This window comes from Kitasatospora sp. NPDC057738 (assembly GCF_042798815.1).
In the GTDB taxonomy this organism is placed as follows: domain Bacteria; phylum Actinomycetota; class Actinomycetes; order Streptomycetales; family Streptomycetaceae; genus Kitasatospora; species Kitasatospora lactacystinica.
The window spans coordinates 22,508-43,227 of record NZ_JBHVJT010000003.1 but is presented as its reverse complement, the minus strand read 5'-3'; the positions used below and the strand labels follow the sequence as shown (position 1 = coordinate 43,227).

At 73.8% G+C, this 20,720-nt stretch carries 15 protein-coding genes; 12 read left to right on the top strand and 3 right to left on the bottom strand.

The genetic code is table 11. From position 1 onward, the window contains the following. The first annotated feature begins 51 nt into the window (after window positions 1–51). The 6 genes from ACFVGO_RS02415 (at window position 52) to ACFVGO_RS02390 (ending at window position 8,195) form a co-directional block, all read left to right on the top strand. Entirely contained in the window at window positions 52–1,266 is a 1,215-nt protein-coding gene (locus ACFVGO_RS02415; protein ID WP_359902953.1) for a histidine kinase, read from the top strand. Next, complete coding sequence (locus tag ACFVGO_RS02410) at window positions 1,254–1,898, top strand: response regulator transcription factor (RefSeq protein WP_359902950.1); 645 nt, start codon at window positions 1,254–1,256, stop codon at window positions 1,896–1,898. Before ACFVGO_RS02415 ends, ACFVGO_RS02410 begins: the two co-directional genes overlap by 13 nt. Before the next feature lie 2 nt (window positions 1,899–1,900). Further along, on the top strand, window positions 1,901–2,758 hold the full coding sequence (locus ACFVGO_RS02405; RefSeq protein WP_380347984.1) for a DUF4097 family beta strand repeat-containing protein: 858 nt from the start codon (window positions 1,901–1,903) through the stop codon (window positions 2,756–2,758). 98 nt (window positions 2,759–2,856) lie between these two features. Further along, window positions 2,857–4,026 carry a tRNA dihydrouridine synthase DusB gene (dusB, locus tag ACFVGO_RS02400; RefSeq protein WP_359902944.1) on the top strand — a complete coding sequence of 390 codons (1,170 nt, stop codon included), beginning with the start codon at window positions 2,857–2,859 and terminating at the stop codon, window positions 4,024–4,026. Between the two features lie 564 nt (window positions 4,027–4,590). After that, window positions 4,591–7,299, top strand: a complete 2,709-nt coding sequence (gene ppdK, locus ACFVGO_RS02395) for a pyruvate, phosphate dikinase (protein WP_359902941.1) — start codon at window positions 4,591–4,593, stop codon at window positions 7,297–7,299. Window positions 7,300–7,643: 344 nt separating this feature from the next. Further along, a complete protein-coding gene (locus tag ACFVGO_RS02390) occupies window positions 7,644–8,195 on the top strand; it encodes a ribonuclease (RefSeq protein WP_359902938.1) in 552 nt (183 codons plus the stop codon). 60 nt (window positions 8,196–8,255) lie between these two features. Here the strand turns inward: ACFVGO_RS02390 and ACFVGO_RS02385 are convergent, their stop codons facing one another. After that, complete coding sequence (locus tag ACFVGO_RS02385; protein ID WP_359902935.1) at window positions 8,256–9,251, bottom strand: hypothetical protein; 996 nt, start codon at window positions 9,249–9,251, stop codon at window positions 8,256–8,258. A gap of 112 nt (window positions 9,252–9,363) precedes the next feature. On the opposite strand from ACFVGO_RS02385, the gene ACFVGO_RS02380 reads away from it, so the two are divergent. Then, window positions 9,364–10,599, top strand: coding sequence for an ADP-ribosylglycohydrolase family protein (locus ACFVGO_RS02380; RefSeq protein WP_380630662.1), 1,236 nt, complete (start codon window positions 9,364–9,366; stop codon window positions 10,597–10,599). Between the two features lie 57 nt (window positions 10,600–10,656). On the opposite strand, the gene ACFVGO_RS02375 is transcribed toward ACFVGO_RS02380, so the two are convergent. Beyond that, a complete protein-coding gene (locus ACFVGO_RS02375) occupies window positions 10,657–11,391 on the bottom strand; it encodes a GNAT family protein (protein ID WP_359902930.1) in 735 nt (244 codons plus the stop codon). A 706-nt stretch (window positions 11,392–12,097) separates the two neighbouring features. Between ACFVGO_RS02375 and ACFVGO_RS02370 the strand changes: the two genes are divergently transcribed. From ACFVGO_RS02370 to ACFVGO_RS02350, 5 genes are all read left to right on the top strand, one after another. Further along, entirely contained in the window at window positions 12,098–13,042 is a 945-nt protein-coding gene (locus tag ACFVGO_RS02370) for a PAC2 family protein (protein ID WP_359902927.1), read from the top strand. Window positions 13,043–13,242: 200 nt separating this feature from the next. Then, window positions 13,243–14,250: an SGNH/GDSL hydrolase family protein gene (locus tag ACFVGO_RS02365; RefSeq protein ID WP_380630661.1), complete on the top strand. Its 1,008-nt coding sequence runs from the start codon at window positions 13,243–13,245 to the stop codon at window positions 14,248–14,250. 221 nt (window positions 14,251–14,471) lie between these two features. Then, window positions 14,472–15,782, top strand: coding sequence for a deoxyguanosinetriphosphate triphosphohydrolase (locus ACFVGO_RS02360; protein ID WP_359902922.1), 1,311 nt, complete (start codon window positions 14,472–14,474; stop codon window positions 15,780–15,782). A gap of 57 nt (window positions 15,783–15,839) precedes the next feature. Further along, window positions 15,840–17,747, top strand: coding sequence for a DNA primase (gene dnaG, locus ACFVGO_RS02355; protein WP_359902919.1), 1,908 nt, complete (start codon window positions 15,840–15,842; stop codon window positions 17,745–17,747). 121 nt (window positions 17,748–17,868) lie between these two features. After that, complete coding sequence (locus ACFVGO_RS02350; RefSeq protein ID WP_380630659.1) at window positions 17,869–19,089, top strand: RNA polymerase sigma factor; 1,221 nt, start codon at window positions 17,869–17,871, stop codon at window positions 19,087–19,089. Window positions 19,090–19,102: 13 nt separating this feature from the next. Here ACFVGO_RS02350 and ACFVGO_RS02345 read toward each other — a convergent pair whose 3' ends face one another. Beyond that, entirely contained in the window at window positions 19,103–20,326 is a 1,224-nt protein-coding gene (locus tag ACFVGO_RS02345) for a DUF2690 domain-containing protein (RefSeq protein WP_380630658.1), read from the bottom strand. Between the last annotated feature and the right edge of the window lie 394 nt (window positions 20,327–20,720).

Below are 20,720 nucleotides of genomic sequence, written 5' to 3'. Positions count from 1 at the left end.
GGAACCCCCCTTCATGGCGGCCCGTGATCACCGGGCCCTACGCTGTTCGGCATGTCCTCCACCACGTTGCGCCGAGCGCTCGTCAGGAGCCTCCGGCGCCCACCGTGGTCGCCCGAGGTCTGGCGGGACGTCCGCTTCACCGCCGCCGGAATACCCATGGCGCTGCCGGTCTGGCTGGCCGTCACCGAGTCGACGCTGCTCTTCCCGGTGCTCGCCGCCGTCCTGCTCTGCGCCCGCCCGCTGACCGCCCTCCAGCGCGGCCGGCTGCGCGCCCTGCACGGGGTGGAGGTGCCGCCGCTGCGCCCGCCGACGGGGCGTCGGGCCTGGCTGCTGGGGATGACCTGGCGCCAGGCCCTCCACCACTTGGTGGCCGGTCCGCTGCTGGCGGCGGGCGCGTTGGCGGTGCTGTACGCCTGGGCGGCCGCCGTGGTGCTGGCCACCGTGTACGGCTGGATGTGGCTGCTGCCCGCCGGCACGGCGGTGCGCTCCGGCCTGGCCGGGGAGGACGTCCTGCTCACCCTCGGCGGGTTGCTGCTGCTGGCGGTCCTCCCGCCGGCGGGCACCCAGCTGGCCCGGCTGGAGGTGTGGGTGGCCCGGCGGCTGCTCGGCCCGGACCGGACGGAGGCGCTGGAGCGGCGGGTCGAGGAGATCGCCGAGAGCCGGGCCGGGCTGGTCGACGCGGTGGACGCCGAGCGCCGCCGGATCGAGCGGGACCTGCACGACGGCGCCCAGCAGCGGCTCACCTCCCTCGCGATGAACCTGGGCCTGGCCCGGCGCACCCTCAAGGACGTGCCGCCCGAGGTGATGCAGGTGATCGTCGACGCGCACGAGGAGGCCCAGGCGGCCATCGACGAGCTGCGTGACCTGGTCCGCGGCCTGCACCCGGCCGTCCTGGAGGACCGCGGTCTGGACGCGGCGCTGTCCGGCATCGCCGCCCGCGCCCCGCTGCCGGTGCGCCTGGACGTGGCACTCTCCGAGCAGGTCGCCCCGACCGTGGAGGCGGTCGCCTACTTCACCGTCTCCGAGGCGCTCACCAACGTGGCCAAGCACGCCAGGGCCCACCGGGTCGACCTCTCGGTGCGGACGGTCGGCGGCCGGCTGCGGCTGGTCATCAGCGACGACGGCGTCGGCGGCGCGGACGCCTCGCGCGGCACCGGGCTCACCGGTCTGCGCAAGCGCGCCGCCTCGGTCGACGGCACGCTGTCCGTTCTCAGCCCCCTCGGGGGCCCCACCACCATCACCGTGGAGTTGCCGTGCGTGCTGTGATCGCCGAGGACTCGGTCCTGCTGAGGGTCGGCCTGGTCAAGGTCCTGGAGGCGGTGGGCTTCGAGGTCGTGGCCGCCGTCGGGGACGCCACCGAACTGCTGGCCGCCGTCGAGGAGCACCGCCCGAAGGTGGTGGTGGCCGACGTCCGGATGCCCCCAGGCTTCAGCGACGAGGGGGTGAAGGCGGCGATGGTGATCCGCCGGCAGTGGCCGGACACCGCCGTCCTGCTGCTCTCCCAGTTCGTGGAGGAGCGCTACGCCGCGGACCTGCTGGCGACCAACACCAGCGGCGTCGGCTACCTGCTCAAGCAGCGGGTGGCCAATGTCGACGACTTCGTGGACGCGCTCCAGCGGGTCGCCGAGGGCGGTACCGCGCTGGACCCGGAGGTGGTCGCCCAGCTGCTGGTGCGCCGCCACCGGGACCCGCTGGAGAAGCTGACCCCGCGCGAGCGCGACGTGCTCGCCCTGATGGCGGAGGGCCGTTCCAACGCCGCGATCGCGGGCTCGCTGGTGGTCAGCGACAGCGCGGTGGCCAAGCACATCAACTCGATCTTCACCAAGCTCGACCTGCCGCCGGTCGCGGACAGCCACCGCCGGGTGATGGCGGTGCTGCGCTTCCTGGAGGTCGGGTAGCGGTGAAGGGGGCGAAGCGCTGGCGGGCCGCCGGGACGGTCGTGATCGTGCTGGTCATGATCGGGGCCGGACTGCAGACCTGGTCGATGGCGGTGCAGCAGCGGACCAGCACCAGCCGGCCGTACGACGTGGCGATCCACCGGCTCCAGTTGGAGACCGGCAACGCCTCGGTCAAGGTGCGGGCCGGTCGGGAGGGCCACGTGGTGGTCCGGCAGAGCCTGGACTGGCTGGTGCGCAAACCGGTGGTGTCCACCGTCTTCGACGGCGACGTGCTGACGGTCGGGATGCACTGTCGGCTGGTCCTGCCGTTCGTGGACGTCGGCTGCGGCGCCGAGATCGAACTGGAGGTGCCGGCGGCGACCGAGGTGTCCGGCTCGGTGGGCTCCGGCTCCGTCCAGGTGGAGGGGCTGAGCGGGGACGTGCGGATGGAGCTGACCTCCGGCCAGCTGCTGCTGTTCGACACCTCCGGGAACGTGTCCGCGCACGCCACCTCCGGTCAGGTGCGGGGCACCAACCTGAGCACCCGGCGGGTGACGGCGCGGGTCGGCTCGGGTTCCGTGCAGCTGGGCTTCGCGAAGGCCCCGCGCGAGGTGGACGCCACGGCCACCTCCGGCTCGGTGGAGCTGACCGTGCCGAAGGACAGCCGGTACGCCGTCTCCAGTGAGATCGGCAGCGGCAGCGGCCGGATCGACACGGGGCTGGCGGACTCGTCGAGTCCGAACCGGCTGCACGCCGCGGTCACCTCCGGGTCGATCACCGTCGTCCCGGCGAGCTCGGAGCCGCCGGAGCCCGCGGAACCGGCGGACCCGGCGGAGCCCGCGCAGTCCGCGGCGCCGTCGGTGCCGCCGTCGGCTCCGTAACGGGAGCGCCTCGGAGCGGGCGGCGGCCGCTCACCCGGGCGGCGGACGGGTGGGGGACAATGGAGAGTCCCGTCCCCATCACCCGAGGTCAGCCGCGCATGACAGCCACGCCCGCACCCACCGCGTCCGACACCGAGTTCGCGCCGCTCGACATCGGCCCGATCCGGGTGTGGCCGCCCGTCGTGCTGGCGCCGATGGCCGGCATCACCAACGCGCCGTTCCGCACCCTGTGCCGTGAGCAGAGCGGCGGCCGGGGCCTGTACGTCTCGGAGATGATCACCACCCGGGCGCTGGTCGAGCGCAACGCCAAGACCATGCAGCTGATCAAGTTCGACCCGAGCGAGAAGCCGCGCTCCATCCAGCTGTACGGGGTGGACCCGGTGACCGTCGGAAAGGCCGCCCGGATGATCTCCGACGAGGGCCTGGCCGACCACATCGACCTCAACTTCGGCTGCCCCGTCCCCAAGGTCACCCGCAAGGGCGGCGGCTCGGCGCTGCCGTACAAGCGCAACCTGCTGCGCGAGATCCTGCGCGAGGCCGTCGCCAACGCCGGCGACCTGCCGGTGACCATGAAGATGCGCAAGGGCATCGACGACGACCACCTCACCTACCTGGACGCCGGCCGGATCGGCGCGGAGGAGGGCGTGGCGGCGATCGCCCTGCACGGGCGCACCGCCGCCCAGCACTACGGCGGGACGGCCGACTGGTCGGCGATCGCCCGGCTGCGCGAGTCCGTCCCGGCGCACATCCCGGTGCTGGGCAACGGGGACATCTGGTCGGCCGACGACGCGCTGCGGATGATGCGCGAGACCGGCTGCGACGGCGTGGTGGTGGGCCGGGGCTGCCTGGGCCGGCCGTGGCTGTTCAGGGACCTGGTCGCGATCTTCGAGGGCGACGTGGACTACGCCCGCCCCGACTTCGGCTACGTGGCCGCGGCGATGGTGCGGCACGCGCAGCTGCTCGGCGAGTGGCTGGGCGACGAGGCGCGCGGCGTGGTCGACTTCCGCAAGCACGTCGCCTGGTACACCAAGGGCTTCTCGGTCGGCTCGGAGCTGCGGGTGAAGCTGGCCGGCTCCTCCTCGTTGGCCGAACTGGCCGAAACCCTCTCCCAGGTGGAGCAGTCCCAGGGCTGGCCGGACGGTGCGGACGGCCCGCGCGGACGGACCAGCGGCAACAACCGGGTGGTCCTGCCGGAGGGCTGGTTGGACGATCCGTACGACTGCGCCCGACCGGGCGTGGACGCCGAATCGGACACCTCTGGCGGATGATCTGTACGGACCGGCAAAAACGGCCCGATGGGGCCGACTGCCACTAGGTCCCAGCCCTCTTGTCCATCCTGGACAAGAGGGCTCCTTTTCGTCGTCCGAATGTCACGGAGAGAGCACATTTCTGGACGGTGTGCGACGATCGGCGGAGTCGCTCTACGTTCGACCCGTGAGATGCGCTGGTGACGCTTGCCACATGCGGTGGGGGCTGACGGCCGGTCAGTGGACGAAATGGACAGGTCGGCTGTGAATCGCTTCCCGAAGTCGGTCGACCGGTGATCGGGCGATCCGGGTGCAGGAAATCAAGCCGGGGCAACGCCATCGACCCGCGGTCGCTACCGTGCGTCCGGATCGTGCGATCTTCGGGTTTGCTTGTGTTCAAGAATTGAACGCTTGCTCGCGTCAGGCGGACGATTTCACCAACAGAGGTGAACGCCTTTATGTGCTTTCGATCTAGCGGGTTACCGCTGGGTACCAGCCTCGGGTGGCCTATTCAGGGCAGAGAAGTGCCTTCGAAATGGGTATGTTCTCCGGCGTCAGGGCAACCGCGTACGAGGAGACCGACCCGTGCCGTCCCAGCAGAAGTTTGTTTACTCCTTCACCGAAGGAAACAAGGACCTCAAGGACCTTCTCGGCGGCAAGGGCGCGAACCTGGCCGAGATGACCAACCTGGGCCTCCCCGTCCCTCCGGGGTTCACCATCACCACCGAGGCCTGCAAGGTCTTCCTGGAGACCGGCAGCGAGCCGTCCTCCCTGCACGAGGAGATCAGCGCCCACCTGGACGCCCTCGAAGAGCGGATGGGCAAGAAGCTCGGCCAGGCCGACAACCCCCTCCTGGTCTCGGTGCGCTCCGGCGCGAAGTTCTCCATGCCCGGCATGATGGACACCGTCCTCAACATCGGCCTCTCCGACGTCTCGGTGGCCGGCCTCGTCGCCCAGTCCGGCAACGAGCGCTTCGCCTGGGACTCCTACCGCCGCCTGGTCCAGATGTTCGGCAAGACCGTGCTGGGCGTCGACGGCGAGCTGTTCGAGGAGGCCCTGGACGAGGCCAAGCACGCCAAGGGCACCGTCAACGACCTGGACCTGGACGCCGCCGACCTCCGGGGCCTGGTCGAGGTGTTCAAGGGCATCGTCGAGCGCGAGACCGGCCGGGCCTTCCCGCAGGACCCGCGCGAGCAGATGGACCTCGCGATCCACGCCGTCTTCCACTCCTGGAACGGCGACCGCGCCCGGCTGTACCGCCGCCAGGAGCGCATCCCGAACGACCTGGGCACCGCGGTCAACGTCTGCAGCATGGTCTTCGGCAACCTCGGCGAGGACTCCGGCACCGGCGTCGCCTTCACCCGCGACCCCTCCACCGGCACCCAGGGCGTCTACGGCGACTACCTGTCCAACGCCCAGGGCGAGGACGTCGTCGCCGGCATCCGCAACACCCTGCCGCTCTCCGAGCTGGAGAAGCTCGACAAGAAGTCGTACGACGAGCTGATGGCGATCATGCAGAAGCTCGAGAACCACTACCGCGACCTCTGCGACATCGAGTTCACCATCGAGCGCGGCAAGCTCTGGATGCTGCAGACCCGCGTGGGCAAGCGCACCGCCGCGGCCGCCTTCCGGATCGCCGTCCAGCTCGTCGACCAGGGCCTGATCGACCTGGACGAGGCCCTGATGCGGGTCACCGGCGGCCAGCTCTCGCAGCTGATGTTCCCCCGCTTCGCCCCCGACTCCGAGTCGCAGCAGATCGCCAGGGGCCTGGCCGCCTCGCCCGGCGCCGCGATCGGCAAGGTCGTCTTCGACTCGTACACCGCCGTCAAGTGGTCCCGCTCCGGCGAGAAGGTCATCCTGGTCCGCCGCGAGACCAACCCGGACGACCTGGACGGCATGATCGCCGCAGAGGGCATCCTCACCTCGCGCGGCGGCAAGACCTCGCACGCCGCCGTCGTCGCCCGCGGCATGGGCAAGACCTGTGTCTGCGGCGCCGAGGAGCTGGAGGTCGACACCAAGCGCCGCCGGATGACCACCGCCGACGGCCTGGTGCTGGAGGAGGGCGACGTCGTCTCGATCGACGGCGCGACCGGCAAGGTCTACCTCGGCGAGGTACCCGTGCTCCCCTCCGCGGTGGTGGAGTACTTCGAGGGCACCCTGCACGCCGGCGCCGACGTCCAGGGCGGTCTGGTCCAGGCCGTGCACCGGCTGATGTCCCACGCCGACGGCCGCCGCCGCCTCGCGGTGCGCGCCAACGCCGACAACGCCGAGGACGGCTCGCGCGCCCGCCGCTACGGCGCCCAGGGCATCGGCCTGTGCCGCACCGAGCACATGTTCCTCGGCGAGGAGCGCCGCAAGGAGGTCGAGCACCTGATCCTGGCGGACAACGACAAGGACCGCGAGGCCGCGCTCTCCACCCTGCTGCCGCTGCAGAAGGGCGACTTCCTGGAGCTCTTCCAGGCGATGGACGGCCTGCCCGTCACCGTCCGCCTGCTCGACCCGCCGCTGCACGAGTTCCTGCCGGACATCACCGAGCTGTCGGTGCGCGTCGCCCTCGCCGAGGCCCGCAAGGACCCGAACGAGAACGACCTGCGCCTGCTCCAGGCGGTGCACAAGCTGCACGAGCAGAACCCGATGCTCGGCCTGCGCGGTGTGCGCCTCGGCCTGGTCATCCCCGGCCTGTTCGGCATGCAGGTCCGGGCCATCGCCGAGGCCGCCGCCGAGCGCAAGCTGGCCGGGGCGGACCCGCGTCCCGAGGTGATGATCCCGCTGGTCGGCACCGTCCAGGAGCTGGAGCTGGTCCGCGACGAGTGCGAGCGGGTGCTCGCCGAGGTCGCCCGGTCCACCGGAGTCCAGCTGGACATCAAGCTCGGCACCATGATCGAGCTGCCGCGCGCCGCGGTGACCGCCGGGCAGATCGCCGAGGCCGCCGAGTTCTTCTCCTTCGGCACCAACGACCTGACCCAGACGGTCTGGGGCTTCTCCCGGGACGACGTGGAGGCCTCGTTCTTCACCGCCTACCTGGAGAAGGGCATCTTCGGGGTCTCCCCGTTCGAGACCATCGACCGCGACGGCGTCGGCTCGCTGGTCAAGCACGCCGTCGAGGCCGGCCGGGCCACCCGCCCCGACCTCAAGCTCGGCGTCTGCGGCGAGCACGGCGGCGACCCGGACTCGGTCCACTTCTTCCACGAGGTGGGGCTGGACTACGTCTCCTGCTCCCCCTTCCGGATCCCGGTGGCGCGCCTGGAGGCCGGCCGCGCCGCCATCGAGACGGCGGGCAGCGACTCGCGCTGAGGAGGGTAGGCATCCCCTCCGCACGCGCGGGTACGACTGACCGCTCTCCCTCCCGTCGGGAGGGCGTACACCGGAGCTCGGCGCAGGAGAACCGGCGTACGTGACACGGCCGGGGGGGAAAGGAAAAAAGAGTCCGCTCCCCCCCGAACAGCCCTCATTTTTCCAGCCCCCCTTCCCGCCCCCTTGTGTAGCGACCCCCGGCTTCTTTTCCCCCAGGTGCCCCCCCTTTTTCTCTCCCCCCCCCTGCCGTACGTCGTGTGCCGGCCCGCCGCGCCGGCCGGTGTGGCGGCGGCCACGTGTGCGGTTCCCCCGGGGCGGCCCGGCCGCCTGCCAAGCTGGACCGCATGACCAACCGCAGAAACCCGCTCGTCGTCGTGGCCGTGCTGATCCTGGCGCTCCTGGCCGGGGCCGGGTACCTCCTCGCCAACCGGGGGAGCAGCCACCCCAAGGCCGCCGCGAGCGCCACCGGGAGTGCCGGCGCGGCCGCCGGCACCGGTGCCACGACGTCCGGGTCCGCGGCGCCCAAGCCCTCGGCCCCCAAGCCGACCCCGCCCGCCGGGGGCGCCGGCAGCACCCCGGCCCCGGCCGGCTCCTGGGTCCCGACCGACCCGGCAATGGCCGACGTCTGCCGCACCAAGCTCCCCGGCCAGGCCCAGGACACCCTCGGTCTGATCGCCAAGGGCGGGCCCTACCCGTACAACCGCGACGGCATCGTCTTCGAGAACCGGGAGAGCCGCCTCCCCAAGAAGACCGGCGGCTACTACCACGAGTACACCGTGGTCACCCCGGGCTCCAACGACCGCGGCACCCGCCGGGTGGTGACCGGCGACTCCGGCGAGCAGTACTGGTCCGCCGACCACTACGCCACCTTCCAGGAGATCGACTCCCGCTGCTGAGCGGGGCCGGCCGGGCCGCCCGCACCGCGCCGTCGGCCCGCCTCACCGCGCGGGCCCGCCTCACCTCGCCCGCCGCCAGGTGATCCGGGGGTGCGGTGCGTGCGGGCCGGTGGTGACCAGGGCCGTCAGCTCGTGGAGCACCGGGGCCGGGTCGCGGCGGAGCTGGGCCGGGGTGGTGCGCACCACCGGGAGGCCGGCGGCGGTGAGGCGGTTGGCGCGGGCCAGGCCCCGTTCGTGCTCGGCCGGGCGCAGGTGCCAGGCGCGGGAGTCGATCTCCAGGGCCACGCAGGCGTGCGGCCAGTAGGCGTCCGGGACGGCGAGGAAGCGGCCGTCCAGGAAGAGCACCGGGTTCCACAGCGGGTCCGGCAGCCCGGCGTGCGCCAGCAGTTCGCGGGCCTCGCCCTCCACCACCGACCGCACCCCGACCGTCAGCTCCTCCACCACCCCGGCCACCTGGGGCAGCCCGAGCGCACCCGGGCGGGACAGCAACTGGTCGAGCAGTTCGCCGAGTTCGCAGTGCCGCCGCTGGACGGCCTCCGCGCACAGCGCCCGGAACCGGCGCTGCCCGGTCTCCCTCGGCGCGAGGTCCGCCAGGGCCCGGGCGACCGTGGTGCTCCACAGTCCGTCGGCGCGCTCGAAGCCGCCCGGCATCGCCCCGGACGCCCGGTGGATCCGGACGAACTCCCGGTCCCCGACCCGTCGTTGGCCGGGGATCAGGATGTCGACCGCGTTCAGGTCGGACGGGTGGCCGGCGCTCGGCAGTCCGGCCTCGGCCAGGACCGCCAGGCCGGTCAGCAGCACCTCCCCGGTCCGTGGTTCGCGCCCCTTCGGCGTCGCGTACGCCAGGGCGGCCCGCAGCCGCTGATGGAACGTCAGTCTTCCGCTCTGCAGGCAGATCACCCGGGGCAGCACCTGCTGCCACGGCCCGCCCGGCCGCAGCCGGTGGGCGATGGTGCCGGAGGGCACCCCGAGCCGGCGCAGCTGCGCGCGGGTGGCGATGTGCTGCTGGTCGGCGCCGAGCAGGGCGACCGGATCGAGGGGATTCGCGCGGGTCATGCCCCGGTGCCTGCCCGCCGGAATCGGAGGTATGCGAAACATCCCCCGTCGGTGGGGACGGAGGTCACGGGTGTTGACGCGACGGCGGCCGAGCCGCTGAGCTGGATGCCATATGACCATTCCATTCACGCACGCCGGCCCCGCGCTGGACGCGCTCCTCGGCCTCCGCACGGGCGACGCCCTCGGAGCCCAGTTCTTCGTCCCGGAGACCGCCCGGACCCACCTCGCCGCCCGCACCGAACCGCCCGGTTCCTGGCCCTGGACCGACGACACCGAGATGGCCTGCTCGGTCCACGCCGCGCACACCGAGCGCGGCGCGATCGACACCTTCGACCTCACCTACGCCTTCGCCCTGCGCCACGACTTCGACCGCGGCTACGGCCCGGCCGCCAACCGGCTGCTCCGGCTGATCCGCGAGGGCGGCGACGCCCGGCGGCTGGCCGCCGAACTCTTCGACGGCCAGGGCTCCTACGGCAACGGCGCCGCGATGCGGGTCGCCCCGCTGGGGGCGGCGTACGCCGAGGATCCGGCCGCCGTCGTCCGGCCCGCCGCCGACACCGCCCTGATCACCCACACCCATCCGCAGGCCGTGGACGGCGCGATCGCGGTCGCGGTGGCGGCCGCGTACGCGGTGCGGGCCCGCACCCGGCCGATGACACCGGAGCGCTTCCTGGAGTCGGTGGCCGGCCTCACCCCGAACGGGGCGGTCAGGGACGGCCTGGTGGAGGCCCGCGGACTGCTCGCCCGGCCGGACTTCCGGCTCGCCGCGCAGGTGCTCGGCAACGGCGGCCGGACGTCCGCGGCGGACACCGTCCCGTACGCGCTGTGGTGCGCCGCCCGGAACCTGGCCGACTACCGCGCCGCCGTGTGGGACGCGATCGCGGCCGGCGGCGACATGGACACCGTCGCGGCGATCACCGGCGGGGTGGTGGCCGCGCACACCGGCACCGGCGGCATCCCGCGGACCTGGCTGGCCGCCTGCGAGCCGCTGCCCGACTGGGCGTTCCCGGAGCCGGGCGGCGTCCGCGCGGCCGGCGAGCCGCACCTGACGCCGATCGGCCTGCCCCGCCCGCACCCCGTGCCCGACCTGCTCTGGTCGGACGCCGACTGGGAGCGGATCAGGCGCGGCCTGCGGGCCCGGGAGGCGGACGAGCGCTGGGCCTCCGTGGTCTCCGAGGGCGTGCTGCACCTGCACCGCGGCGTGGGTGGCGCGGAGGTCTACCGGGTCCGGGTGGCCCGGGTGCGGGGCGGCTGGCGGCCGGTGGAGGCCCTGGTCGAGGCGCACCCGGGACGCCACCGGGCCTGGGACGACCGCACCACCCTGCCGGCCGTCCTGGGGCGTGTCTGACCATTCGCGTCGGGCCAGGACCCGCGAGCCTCGGCCACGAGCCGTTCCGGGACGGCCTCAGGCGGTGATCATCAGCTGCCCGGCGCCGCTGCCGCCCTGTCTAAGGCACTCCTGGTTGATCGCCGGATCCGGGGCGCTCGGCGAGGTGGCGGCGGCGATCCGCAGCTCGATGATGTCCCGGACGGCCGGCCACTCGTCGTCGAGGATCGAGTAGAACGCGGTGGAGCGCACCACGCCGTCCAGCCCGCGCGAGTGCGCCCGGCGGACGCCCTCGGAGGTCGCGCCGAGCCGTTCGATGGCGGCGCGCGAGCGCAGGTTGCGGGCGTCCGCGCGCAGCGAGATCCGCTGCACGCCCCAGGTCTCGAAGGCGTGGCGCAGCATCAGCAGCTTGGCCTCGGTGTTGATGCCGGTGCCCTGGGCACGCGGCGAGAGCCAGGTGTTGCCGATCTCGGCCGCGTCCGGGACGGCCGTGGCCGGATCGCCGAACGGGACCCCGGGCGCGGGCGGCCACACCATCGGGCCCTGCCAGTAGTCGAGTTCCAGGAACCGGGTGGAGCCGACCACCCGGCCGTCGGCGAGGTTCACCGTCGCGAACGGCAGTGACCGGCCCGCGGCCTGGTCGGCGAGCGCCCGCGCGACGTAGTCGCGGGCGGCCTCCCGGCCGTGCGGGACGGGGGTGAAGGCGTAGGTCGTACGGTCCTCGGCGCCGGCCTCGGCGATGGCCTCGGCATGGTGCGCGGCGAGTGGCTCCAGCCGCACGGTGCGGCCGGTGAGGATGACAGGTACGGGCACGGAACCTTGGTCCTTCATCGGTCGGAGGGTGCCTCCCGCGCCGGGGTACGGCTCGGGGTGCTCTGGGCTGGGTACGCCTGGGCCCGGGTCCGCCGGCCGGGTACCCGCGCACGCCGGAGGTCCGGTCGGACGGGGTGGGGGCGGCGGCCCGGAACGGGCGGCGCGGGGTGCCGGAACGGACACGGATCCTCGGACCGGTCCGGCGGGAAGAGCGACGGGACAGTGTGCGTCCGCGAGATGGCCGAGGAGGGTACGAGAGCGCGAAGGGAAGCAGGCGGCCAGGTGAAGGCAAGATGCGTCGTGGGTGGCTGGCCGAGCACCGGACCGGGACGTGGCCGACGGCGTTACGGACGACGTGGCGACGACGCGACGATGCGAGGCAGCGAGAGGACGATACCCGCCAGAAGGCGGTGCGTCACTTCGCGGCACGCGAATGGCCGCGCGGGCCGTTCGCGTGCCCTGCGGACCGACCCCTCGCAGGGCCCTGACCAGGGAGTCTTCGGCCGGGTGCGATCATGGTCCGGAGCGCTCGTCCGAGGCCGTCGGGCGAGCCCCCCGGGGAGCCGTAGGACGCGCCCCGCGGGGCGCGCGGACGGGAGGTCCGCAGGACGGGGGCCGGGCGCGGGAATTCCGGCGGCGCCCGGCGCGCTGGACAGGACGAGAAGCCGGTCGACCGGGACGAGCAGGGAACGGGGTTGGGTGCGCGGTGCGTGACTTCCAGGCGTTGTACGAGCTGGATCAGCAGGGCGTGGCCGCCGTTGCCGCGGCCAACGAGCAGTTGCGCGACACCGGTGCCGGCCTGGTGCTGCTCCAGCACTTCGAGGGCTTCATGGACGCCGGGGAGGCCGGCGGCCAGGTGGTGGCCCACCTGCTGGAGACGGGCGCGCCGCAGGTGGTGGCCCGCTTCGACCACGACCGTCTGGTGGACTACCGGGCCCGTCGCCCGGCGATGGTCTTCGACCACGACCACTGGACGTCCTACGACCCGCCGGAGATCCTGCTCCAGCTCGTCCACGACGCCGCCGGTGCGCCGTTCCTGCTGCTCACCGGCCCCGAGCCGGACGTCGAGTGGGAGCGCTTCGCGCGTGCCGTCCGCGAGCTGGTGGACCGCTTCGAGGTGCGGCTCTCCATCGACTTCCACGGCATCCCGATGGGCGTGCCGCACACCCGCCCGGTCGGCCTGACGCCGCACGGCAACCGGCTGGACCTCGCCCCGGGCTACCCGCAGTGGTTCGAGCAGGCGCAGGTCCCGGGCAGTGCCCAGGCGCTGGTGGAGTACCGCCTGGGCGAGGCCGGGCACGACGTCCTGGGCTTCGCCGTGCACGTCCCGCACTACGTGGCCCGCTCCGCCTACCCGGCGGCGGCCGTGCAGGTCCTGGAGGCGGTGCAGTCCGCCACCGGGCTGGTGCTGCCCGGCACCGGGCTGCGCGAGCGGGTCCCCGAGGTCTACGCCGACATCGAGGAGCAGCTGGCCCAGGGGGACGGCGAGTTGCGCTCGGCGATCCGCGGCATGGAGGGCCAGTACGACGCCGTGGCGGGCGCGGAGGGCCGGGAGAGCCTGCTGGCCGAGCCGGCGGACCTGCCCTCGGCGGACGAACTGGGGCGGCGCTTCGAGCAGTTCCTGGCCGAGCACGAGCGCGGCGCGGAGTAGCCGGGGCAGCCGGAGCGGGCGGGCGGAACCGGGCGGCCGGACGGGGTCCCAGGGGCGGATTCCGGCCGGATCCGGCTCGTCGCGCGGCGATCGGGCGCGGGTGGGAGTGATCGGCCGCGATCGTTCGTTGGCCCCTGGTGTGCCCGGGGGACGGGCCGCCGTAAGGAGCCGACCGTGACCCGTATCCCCGGGGGGAGACCATGCCGAGGACCGCACGCCCGACCATCGCCCTGACCGTCGGACTGGCCGCAGTACTGCTGGCCGGCTGCACCGACAACGCCGGTACCGACCAGCAGGGGAGCGCCGCCGCGGGCGCGACGCCCGCCCGCGCGCAGGCCGGCGGGAACCCGTCGCCGACCGCCGCCCCGCCGCCGACCGGCCCGTACGTCGCGCTCGGCGACTCGTACACGGCCGGGATGAAGCTCCCGCCGCAGGTCGGCGAGCCGGGCGCCTGCTACCGCTCCGGGGCCAACTACCCGTCCCTGGTGGCGAAGGAGCTCTCGCTCGCCGCCGGGCAGTTCAAGGACGTCAGCTGCAGCGGCGCCCGCACCGGGGACCTGACCGGTCCGCAGAAGGTCGCGGACGGCACCAACCCGGCCCAGCTGGACGCGCTGACCGCGGACACCCGGCTGGTCACCCTGGGGATCGGCGGCAACGACGCCGGCTTCATGGAGGTCGTGACCGAGTGCGCCAAGGCCAACCTGGTGGACATCGTCAAGGGCGTGATCACCGACAGTGCCGACCGGATCAGCGAGTCGCCCTGCCGGGACCACTACGCGGCCGGCAGCGGCACCGACGACGTCCAGCGCAAGGTGGAGGCGGCCGGCGACCGGATCGGCCAGGTGCTCCAGGACGTCAAGAAGCGCTCCCCGAAGGCCAGGGTGTACGTGATCGGGTACCCGGGGCTGCTCCCGGCCGACCCGGCGAACTGCCTGCCGGTGCTCGGCAACGCCGTGGCCGCCTCCGACCTGGGCTTCCTGGTGGAGAAGCAGCAGCAGCTGAACGGCATGCTCAAGAAGCGCGCGGAGGCCGCCGGAGCGGTGTTCGTGGACCTCGCCGGGCCCTCGGCCGGGCACGACATGTGCGCGGGGGAGGACAAGCGCTGGGTGGAGCCGCCCCTGCCGGCCCAGGGGCTGGTGCCGATCCACCCCAACGCCAAGGGGCAGGAGGCGGTGTCCGGCGTGGTCCTGAAGGCGATCAGGGGCTGAGGCCGCCCGGGCCGGGGGAGGTTCGGGACGCAGGGCGTAGGGGCGTAGACGCGGGGACGCAGACGCGGGGGCGCAGGGGGCGCGCGGGGCTGCGCCGTCCGGGTGGGGTCGACTCGCCGGGGCGGGCACCCGCGCGCCGCGCACCGTTCACGCCCCGGCCCGCGCTCCTTCGCGCGCGGCACACCCCGCGTGTCGGGGGCCCGGCGTACGGTGAAGGGCATATGGACGACACCACGCACCGCCTCGCCGCCCCGATCCCGTACGACCACGCTGCCGAGGCCCGCTGGGTCCCCGAACCCGACAAGCGCCCGGGCCGTACGGCCTTCCAGCGCGACCGTGCCCGGGTGCTGCACTCGGCCGCGCTGCGCCGGCTGGCCGGCACCACCCAGGTGGTCGCCCCGATGCGCAGCGACTTCCCGCGCACCCGGCTCACCCACTCCCTCGAATGCGCCCAGGTCGGGCGGGAGTTGGGGGCCGCCCTGGGCTGCGACCCGGACCTCGTGGAGACCGGTTGCCTGGCCCACGACATCGGCCACCCGCCGTTCGGCCACACCGGCGAGGAGGCCCTCGACCAGGCCGCCGAGGCCTGCGGCGGCTTCGAGGGCAACGCCCAGTCGCTGCGCATCCTGACCCGGCTCGAACCCAAGCGCTTCGCGCCCCAGGAGGAGCAGCCCGCCACCCGGCTCGCCCCCTGGCCGGGCCGCAGCGTCGGCCTCAACCTGAGCCGGGCCGCCCTCGACGCCGCCACCAAGTACCCGTGGACCAAGGGCGCCCACCCCACCGACCCGGCCTCGCCCAAGTACGGCGTCTACGCCGACGACCTGCCGGTCTTCCGCTGGCTGCGGGCCGGCTCCCCGACCGGGCGCAAGTGCTTCGAGGCCACCGTGATGGACTGGTCCGACGACGTGGCCTACTCCACCCACGACGTCGAGGACGGCCTCCAGGCCGGCCACATCGACCCGGCCGCCCTGCGCGCCCCCGGTGAGCGCGCCGAGCTCTTCAAGGTCGCCGAGCGCTACGCCCGGGACGCCGAGCCCCAGGAGCTGTCCGACGCCCTGGACCGGCTGCTCGCCCAGGAGTGGTGGCCCCGCTCCTACGACGGCACCGCCCGCGCCCGGGGCGGGCTCAAGGACCTCACCAGCCAGCTGATCGGCCGCTTCTGCCTGGCCGCCGAGCAGGCCACCCGCGCCCGCTACGGCCCCGGCCGGCTCACCCGCTACACCGCCGAGCTGGTGGTGCCGAGGGACGTCCGGCTGGAGTGCGCGGTGCTCAAGGCGGTCGCCGTCCGCTACGTCATGCAGCGCGACGAGCAGGCCCAGCTGCGGGCCCGCCAGCGGATCGTGATCGCCGAGCTGGCGTACGTCCTCACCCAGCGCGCCCCCGAGGGGCTGGACCCGGTGTTCGCCGCCATGTACCGCGAGGCCGAGGACGACCGCGCCGCCCTGCGCACGGTCATCGACCAGATCGCCACCCTCACGGACGCCTCGGCCCTGGCCCTGCACGCCAAGCTGGTCGGCGCCGCCTGGGCGTAGCCGCCCGGAGGCGGCCGCCACGGATCGAATGCCCGGCCGTCCCAGTAGACTTCCGGGGTGGCCGGGCGGATCAGGGACGAAGACGTGCAGGCGGTGCGCAGCGCACTGCCGATCGACGCGGTGGTCGGCGACTACGTACAGCTGACCAACGGTGGCGGTGGCGAGTACAAGGGCGTCTGCCCCTTCCACGACGAGAAGTCCGCCTCCTTCTACGTGAACCCCGCCAAGGGCGTCTTCCACTGCTTCGGCTGCCAGGAGAACGGCGACACCATCGCCTTCCTGATGAAGATCGAGCACTTCACCTTCGCCGAGGCCGTCGAGCGGATGGCCGCCCAGGCCGGCATCACCCTGCGCTACGAGGAGGGCGGCTACAGCCCCCGCCACCAGCAGGGCGAGCGCACCCGGCTGGTCGAGGCGCACAAGGTGGCCGCCGCCTACTACCGGGAGCAGCTGGCCTCGCCGGAGGCGGAGATCGGCCGCCGCTTCCTGGCCGAGCGCGGCTTCGACGAGGAGGCCGCCACGGTCTTCGGCGTCGGCTACGCCCCCGTGGGGTGGGAGCACCTGGTCCGCTACCTGCGCGGCAAGGGCTTCACGGACAAGGAGATCCTGCTGGGCGGCCTCGCCTCGCAGGGCCAGCGCGGCGGCCTGATCGACCGCTTCCGGGGCCGGCTGGTCTGGCCGATCCGGGACATCGCCGGCGAGGTGGTCGGCTTCGGCGCCCGCCGCCTGCGCGAGGACGACAACGGTCCGAAGTACCTCAACACGCCCGAGACCCCGATCTACAAGAAGTCCCACGTGCTGTACGGCATCGACCTGGCGAAGAAGGAGATCGCCAAGTCGGGCCGCGCGGTGGTGGTCGAGGGCTACACCGACGTGATGGCCTGCCACCTGGCCGGGGTCACCTCGGCGGTGGCCACCTGCGGCACCGCCTTCGCCGAGGACCACATCAAGATCATCCGCCGGCTGCTGATGGACACCTCGCAGTACCGGGGCGAGACCGTCTTCACCTTCGACGGCGACGCGGCCGGCCAGAAGGCCGCCCTGCGCGCCTTCGAGGACGACCAGAAGTTCGCCGCCAAGACCTCCATCGCGGTCAGCCCGGGCGGCATGGACCCGTGCGAGCTGCGCCTGGCCCAGGGCGACGAGGCGGTCAAGCACCTGATCGACAACCCGGTCCCGCTCTTCGAGTTCGCGCTGAACTCGGTGGTGGCCCGGCACCGGGTGGACACCCCGGAGGGGCGTTCGGCGGCACTGGAGGAGTCGGCCCCGATCGTCGCCAAGATCAAGGACCGCTCGATCCAGCACGAGTACGCCGTCCGCCTGGCCGGCATGCTCGGCATCCTGGACGAGCAGTTCGTCGTCCGCCGGATCTCCCAGCTGGCCCGCTGGGACCGCGAGCGCCAGCAGAACCCGCGCGGCGCGGCCGCCCAGCGCCGCCCGGAGCAGGCCCAGCCGCAGCGCCCGGCGCAGCCCGCCTTCCGGCTCAACCCGCGCGACCCGGCCCAGTTCGTCGAGCGCGAGCTGCTCAAGCTGGCGCTCCAGCACCCGGACCTGGTCAGTCCGGCCTTCGACCACTACGGCGAGGACGAGTTCCCGACCCCGCCGTACACCGCCGTCCGGCAGGCCATCGCCAAGGCCGGCGGCGCCGCGCACGGGGCGGGCCTGCCCGACTTCACCAGCGCGGTGCGCGAGGCGTCCCCGGACGACCGGGTGCGCTCGCTGGTCACCGAGCTGACCGTCGAGCCGGTGCGCTCGCGCCGCAAGGTGGACGCGATCTACGCGGGGGAGTTCCTGGTCAAGCTGCGCATGCTGGCGGTGGACCGGCGGATCACCGAGGTCCGCGGCTACCTCCAGCGGCTCGGCCCCCGGGCCGAGGCCGAACAGCTTCACGCGGTGCAGACCGAGCTGTGGCAGCTCCAGCAGTACGGGCAGGAGCTGCGCAGCCGGGGTGCGGCCGCTCTCTAGCGTTCGCTCCACAGAAAGTCGGCGCACGAGTCTCGGCCACGGAGCGTGGCGTACCGCACACTGGAGGACGTCCCACCTCCGTACAGCGCGGGTCCGCCAGAGTCGCGCCCGCCCCGAGGGGATGCCCGTGGAGCAAGGCCTCGTCGCAGCGACCACCACCAGTACGGGAACGAAGCCCGCCGGACCGGCCGGACCGGCCGGTCCGCAGGAGACCGGGGAGCAGGAGACCCATCACGGCCGGGCCCGGGCCGCGCCCCCGGACGGTGCCCGGATCCCCGCCCAGGGCCTGCCGGAGGGCCACCCGGACAGCCCGGTCCCCGAGGCCGTCCCCGAGGCCGAGTTCGGGGCCGGGTCCGGGTCCGAGCCCTCGCCCCTGGCGCGGGCCGGGGCCGAGGACCGGCGGGAGCGCCGGGGGCCCGTCGAGGACACCGGCCCGGCCGCCGACCTGCTGCGCCAGTACCTGCGCGAGATCGGCCGGATCCGCCTGCTCACCGCCGCGGAGGAGGTCGAGCTGGCCCGCCGGGTGGAGGCCGGCATCTTCGCCGAGGAGCGGCTGAACGGCGATCCGCCGCCGCCCGACCCGCTGGCCGGCGAGCTGGACTCCCTGGTGGTGCGGGGCCGGATCGCCAAGCGGCGGCTGATCGAGGCGAACCTGCGGCTGGTGGTCTCCGTCGCCAAGCGCTACGTCGGCCGCGGACTGACCCTGCTGGACCTGGTCCAGGAGGGCAACCTGGGACTGATCCGGGCGGTGGAGAAGTTCGACTACACCCGCGGCTTCAAGTTCTCCACGTACGCGACCTGGTGGATCCGGCAGGCGATGAGCCGGGCGCTGGCCGACCAGGCCCGGACGATCCGGGTGCCGGTGCACGTGGTCGAGCTGATCAACCGGGTGGTCCGGGCCAAGCGCGGCCTGCTCCAGGAGCGCGGCCTGGAACCGACGGCGGCCGAGATCGCCGCCGCCCTGGAGCTGACCGAGGAGCGGGTGCGCGAGCTGCTGCGGCTGGCCCAGGAGCCGATCTCGCTGCACACGCCGGTCGGCGAGGAGGAGGACGTCGCGCTCGGGGACCTGATCGAGGACGCCGACGCCGCCTCGCCCGCCGAGTCCGCGACCTTCCTGCTGCTGCGCCAGCACCTGGAGGCGGTCCTGGCCACCCTGGGGGAGCGGGAGCGCCAGGTGGTCCAGCTCCGCTACGGGCTGGACGACGGCCGCCCGCGCACGCTGGAGGAGATCGGCGCGGTGTTCGGTGTGACCCGGGAGCGGATCCGCCAGATCGAGTCGAAGACCCTGGTCAAGCTCCGCGACCACGCCGGCGCGGAGCAGCTGCGCGGCTACCTCGACTAGCGGCCGGTCGTGGTCAGGACGGACCGGCCGACTCGGTCGGAGCGGCGGCCGGTGCTGCCGGCCCGGTCGGTGCCGTCGGTGCCGGCGGTGCCGGCGGGTCGACGGGTGCCGACGGGTCGGCCGGTGTGGCCGGGGCCGGAGTCGTGGGCGCTCCCGCGCCGGTGCCCGGCGGGGGAGAGGCGGGACCGATCGGGATCGGGGTGGAGGCCACCACCATGGCCAGGTCGGAGACCACCCCGGTGCAGTCGTGGCCGGCCGGCTGGTAGCCGCAGACCTGGAAGGTGACGGTCGGGTCCGCCGCGTTCAGCATCGCCGAGTAGTTGTCGTAGCCCCAGTGGATGAGCGCCGTCTCGGCGTCGCCGGCGCTGTCGCTGATCGTCGCGTAGTCCTTCGGCTCGCCCTCGGTGATGGCCGCCCAGGCCGCCCGGCAGGTCTGGCTGTACCGGAGGTAGACGACCACCTTGCCGATCACCTGGGTCTGCAGGGTCCGGGCGTCCTTGCCGCAGCCGGTGGTCTTCGGGTCCTTGTGCGCGCAGCCGACGGCCTGACAGGCCGGGGCGCCCGGGGCGGGCTTGGCGCTGGGGGAGGTGCCGGCGTCGGCCGTCGCGGCGGGCCGGTCGGCCGCCGAGGCCTGCCCGTCGTGCCGGCTGATCCGCAGGCCCACCAGCACCAGCAGCAGCGCCAGCACGGCCGCGCCGGAGAGCAGCGCCGCCGGACGCCGCCACCAGACGAGGGGGGCGGGCCCGGACTCCTGCCCGGTCACCGGCGCCTCGCCGGCGGCCGGTTCAGGGGCGGTGGTCTCCTCGGGGGCGGGGCTTTCGGCCGCGGGCTCCTCGGGGCCCGGGGGTTCTTCAGCGACGGCCGGCCGCTGCGGGCCCTGGCCGTCGCGCTCCTCGGCGACCGCCGCGCCCGCGCCCGCGTTCGCGCCCGCGCCGGAGCCCGCGTCCGGGCCCGTGACCGGCGCCGCGGCCTCCGGCCCCGCCACCGCCCGCCGCCACAGCGCCCGCAGCGCGGCCGCGTCGCAGTCGACCGTCCCGACCAGCGCGTCCAGCGCCTGCTCGGTGACGACCCGTTTGCCGTTGAGCCAGCGCTCCCAGGAGGCCCGGCTGTAGTGGGTCCGGGCGGCCAGTTCGGACAGTGACAGTCCGGCGGTGTCCTTGATGGCCCGGAGCTCCTCCGCCAGGCGTCTGGCGGGCTCGGACAGCTCCTCGGGCAGCTGCTTCCAGGCGGAACCCAACGCGGGCGCTCCAAACTCGAGAAACGGGGACGGGGAACGGGTGAGCGGCAGGTCCCGGCCCGGGCCGTTCGGCGTCTCCGCTTCTCCAACCTGATCGGCCTGGCGTCCCAAACCCCAGGTCATGGCGCTGAGACGGACGGAAGTGTCTCACAACCCCCGGAGACGCTCGAACATTCACGTGGTCATCGTGCAGAGTTCTCTGGCCGGTGCGGTTCACCCGTCGGTGGAACCGTTCGGACGCCGATCGATCACCCGTCGGTCCGCACCCGTTCCCGGCCCCCACCGGACCGGGGGAGGCCCGCGGGGGGGGGGTGGCCCAGCCCACCGGGGGGGTCCCGGGGGGGGGGGGGGGTTCTTCTGCCTTCCCCCCCCCGCACTTTCCCCCGTGGTGTGG

Coding starts and splice junctions, on each gene's coding strand:
- ACFVGO_RS02415 (WP_359902953.1), top strand. CDS start 52: ATGTCCTCCACCACGTTGCGCCGAGCGCTCGTCAGGAGCCTCCGGCGC.
- dusB (WP_359902944.1), top strand. CDS start 2,857: ATGACAGCCACGCCCGCACCCACCGCGTCCGACACCGAGTTCGCGCCG.
- ACFVGO_RS02390 (WP_359902938.1), top strand. CDS start 7,644: ATGACCAACCGCAGAAACCCGCTCGTCGTCGTGGCCGTGCTGATCCTG.
- ACFVGO_RS02385 (WP_359902935.1), bottom strand. CDS start 9,251: ATGACCCGCGCGAATCCCCTCGATCCGGTCGCCCTGCTCGGCGCCGAC.
- ACFVGO_RS02380 (WP_380630662.1), top strand. CDS start 9,364: ATGACCATTCCATTCACGCACGCCGGCCCCGCGCTGGACGCGCTCCTC.
- ACFVGO_RS02365 (WP_380630661.1), top strand. CDS start 13,243: ATGCCGAGGACCGCACGCCCGACCATCGCCCTGACCGTCGGACTGGCC.
- ACFVGO_RS02360 (WP_359902922.1), top strand. CDS start 14,472: ATGGACGACACCACGCACCGCCTCGCCGCCCCGATCCCGTACGACCAC.
- ACFVGO_RS02350 (WP_380630659.1), top strand. CDS start 17,869: ATGCCCGTGGAGCAAGGCCTCGTCGCAGCGACCACCACCAGTACGGGA.